Source organism: Acidiphilium sp. (assembly GCF_049977125.1).
Taxonomy (GTDB): domain Bacteria; phylum Pseudomonadota; class Alphaproteobacteria; order Acetobacterales; family Acetobacteraceae; genus Acidiphilium.
On the sequence record NZ_JBMFGY010000184.1, the window covers coordinates 1 to 2751 of the forward strand.

3 protein-coding genes are annotated in these 2751 nt (G+C 60.5%); all 3 read left to right on the forward strand.

The genetic code is table 11. The features are described from left to right. Positions 1–107: 107 nt before the first annotated feature. Positions 108–1106, forward strand: coding sequence for a DUF2786 domain-containing protein (locus ACP5E6_RS16255; RefSeq protein ID WP_427955846.1), 999 nt, complete (start codon positions 108–110; stop codon positions 1104–1106). Then, positions 1103–2227, forward strand: coding sequence for an AbrB family transcriptional regulator (locus ACP5E6_RS16260; protein ID WP_427955848.1), 1125 nt, complete (start codon positions 1103–1105; stop codon positions 2225–2227). The genes ACP5E6_RS16255 and ACP5E6_RS16260 overlap by 4 nt, the downstream gene beginning before the upstream one ends. 205 nt (positions 2228–2432) lie before the next feature. Continuing rightward, on the forward strand, positions 2433–2751 hold a 319-nt coding region (locus ACP5E6_RS16265; protein ID WP_427955851.1), incomplete at its 3' end, for an MFS transporter.

A 2751-nucleotide genomic window follows, 5' to 3' on the forward strand; every position in this document is an offset into this window, starting at 1 on the left:
CGACCGGCGAAATTTTTGAGGATGACGAATTCCCGGAGATCGATCCGGCCCTGCTCGACCTCGTGGACGCTTGGGTGGCTCTGGAGGGCCAAACACCCGACCGCGATTTGCTGCTGGAAACCCGCCGGACGGCGGAGATGCCGATGATCTTTCAGGCGCTCCATATCGGCGTTCTGACGCGGCGCGCGGACAATGATCTCAAGGCCGACGGCTTGGAACGTGTGATCGGGGTTCTGCTGGACACCGTCCACCGACGCGCGAGCAGTGGGACCGGGGGCGTTACCCTGGAGTCGATCTCTGCGGCGATCGATCATGGGATCGCCCATAAGACCGTACCGCCGGAAGCCCGTACCTTGTTCAACCGGCTCAGGCCGCGTCAGACCACCACGCCGATCGGCGGGGATCCCGCGCTCGATCGGCTGGTCCAGCGCATCCAGGGCCTGCGGGCCAAAACCGTCGAACAGGGATGTACTGAACAGGAAGCCATGGCGGCCGCCGAAAAGGTCGCCGAACTGCTCGATCGGTATGGCCTGTCGCTCAGTGAACTGGAGTTTCAGGCGCAGCCCTGTGAAGGGATCGGCATCCAGACCGACCGCCGACGCATGGGCCCGATCGACGAGTGCATCCCCGGTATCGCGGCATTCTTCGAATGCCGGGTCTGGGCCGAACGCCCGCACAACGCCAGGTTCCGCTACATCTTCTTCGGGCTGCGCGCGGACGTGATCGCCGCGCAGTATCTTTATGAGCTGGTGGAACGGGCTTTTGCAACCGAAACCGATAGGTTTCGGCAGAGCGATCTCTACCGGGAAATGGCCGGTGATCGTCGCAGTGCCACTCACTCCTTCCAATACGGGTTGTCGCGCGGCATCACGGCCAAGCTCCACAGTCTGCGCGTGACCCGTGACGAGATGAACCGCAGCGCTTCGGGACGCGATTTGGTGCCGATCAAGGCGGTGGTGGTCGAGGATGAACTGGCGAAGCTCGGACTTAACCTCACAGCGAAGTCGGCCAATCGTGGTAAGCGCGTACTCAGGGACGCTTACGCAGCCGGACAGGAAGCTGGTGAACGGTTCGAAATCGTCTCTGCCATCGCTACGGCGTCATGAATGTCATTACCCTGGAACCGTTCCCGCTGAAGAATCCATTCGTCCAAGGTAGCAACCGATCGTATGTCGCGCGGTGGGCATGGTTGGTGTGCCTGACGCTTCTCGCAACGATCGGGCTTAACGCGATTAGGGTGCCCTCGGCGGCGTTGTTTGCTGGCTTATTCGTTGCAATTGTCTTCGCACTGCTGGGGTGGGCGCCCCAGGGGGTCTCTCCGCGGCTTGTAACTGCGGCCCAGTCGGTGCTCGGCGTGATGATCGGCATGCTGGTCAAGGGAACCACTGTACGCGTCCTCGGCGATCATATCGTCGGTGTCGTGTTCGTAACGGTGACAACGCTGCTCGTGAGCATCGCCGCCGGATTGCTGCTGAGCCTTCGGCGCGACGTCGATCCTGTCACCGGGGTGCTGGCTCTAACTACCGGAGGCGCTTCAGCGATCGTGTCATTGGCGGCTCAGTTCGGTGCTGATGACCGGATGATTGCGATCGTGCAGTATCTGCGGGTCGGGATCGTGACAGCGAGCATGCCGCTGGTGGTCGCGATGGCGTTTCATCCCCATCGTCACGCTGTACCCACGGCAGCGGTCGTTAATGCGCCATGGTATGTCGGGCTTGGGCTCCTGCTGGTTGCCGGACCTCTCGGCGTTGCGCTCGCGCGGGTTACTCGTTTGCCTGCGGGGACTTTGCTGGGTCCGATGATCATTTCCGGTGCCGTGACTCTTTCAGGTTGGGCGTCGCGAGCCATCGTACCAATGCCCTTGGTGGATGTCGCTTACGCGCTGATCGGCTGGCAAGCCGGTGTGCGCTTCACCATGACGCGGCTTATGCAGGTGGGACGCGCGTTGCCGGCGGCAACCGTGCTCATCTTGTTGGTCAATCTGATTTGCGCCGGGCTTGGTGTGCTGCTCGCCCGTTTGACCGGAGTAAGCGTTTTCGATGGCTATCTCGCGACCGTGCCGGGAGGTATCTATGCTGCGCTGGCTCTTGCGATTTCCAGTCGGACCGAAGTGACGTTCGTACTCGCGGTGCATGTCCTGCGGGTGGTGATGTTGATGATCGTGATGCCGGTGCTCGCGCGGGTTTTGAGGCGATATGGCGCTCCGGGTATGATGGGGAGATTGTGAGATGTGCGGCGGTTGGTAATTGCTCGCCGGCTTGGAGCCCTGCCCATACCATAGTTGTCGGGCCGATTAGTCTCTGTCATAGCCGAGGACCGTCGGAACGAACGGTACTAAGGATCAAAGGGGGGATCATAACATGTCAAGTATTGGATCAACCGGTCAATCGCAAACCGGTTCAGCAGGACCAACACGCCATCAGATCACCAAGGTGGCCGTTGCCAGTATTGTTGGTTCGGTGATCGAACAATATGACTTCCTGGTCACCGGTATTATTGCAGCCACGGTTTGGGGCGGGATTTTCTTCAAACTGCACGAACTCGCGGCTGTTGCGGCCGCGATTGGTGTTTATGGCATCGGCATCATGATCCGCCCAGTTGGCGCCTATATTTTCGGCAACATTGCCGATCGTTCCGGTCGAAGGAACGCGATGGTGTATGCCCTCGTGCTCATGGGCGTCAGCACTCTGCTGATCGGGTTGACGCCGACGTACGATTCCATTGGGGTGATCGCGCCGATCCTGTTGATCG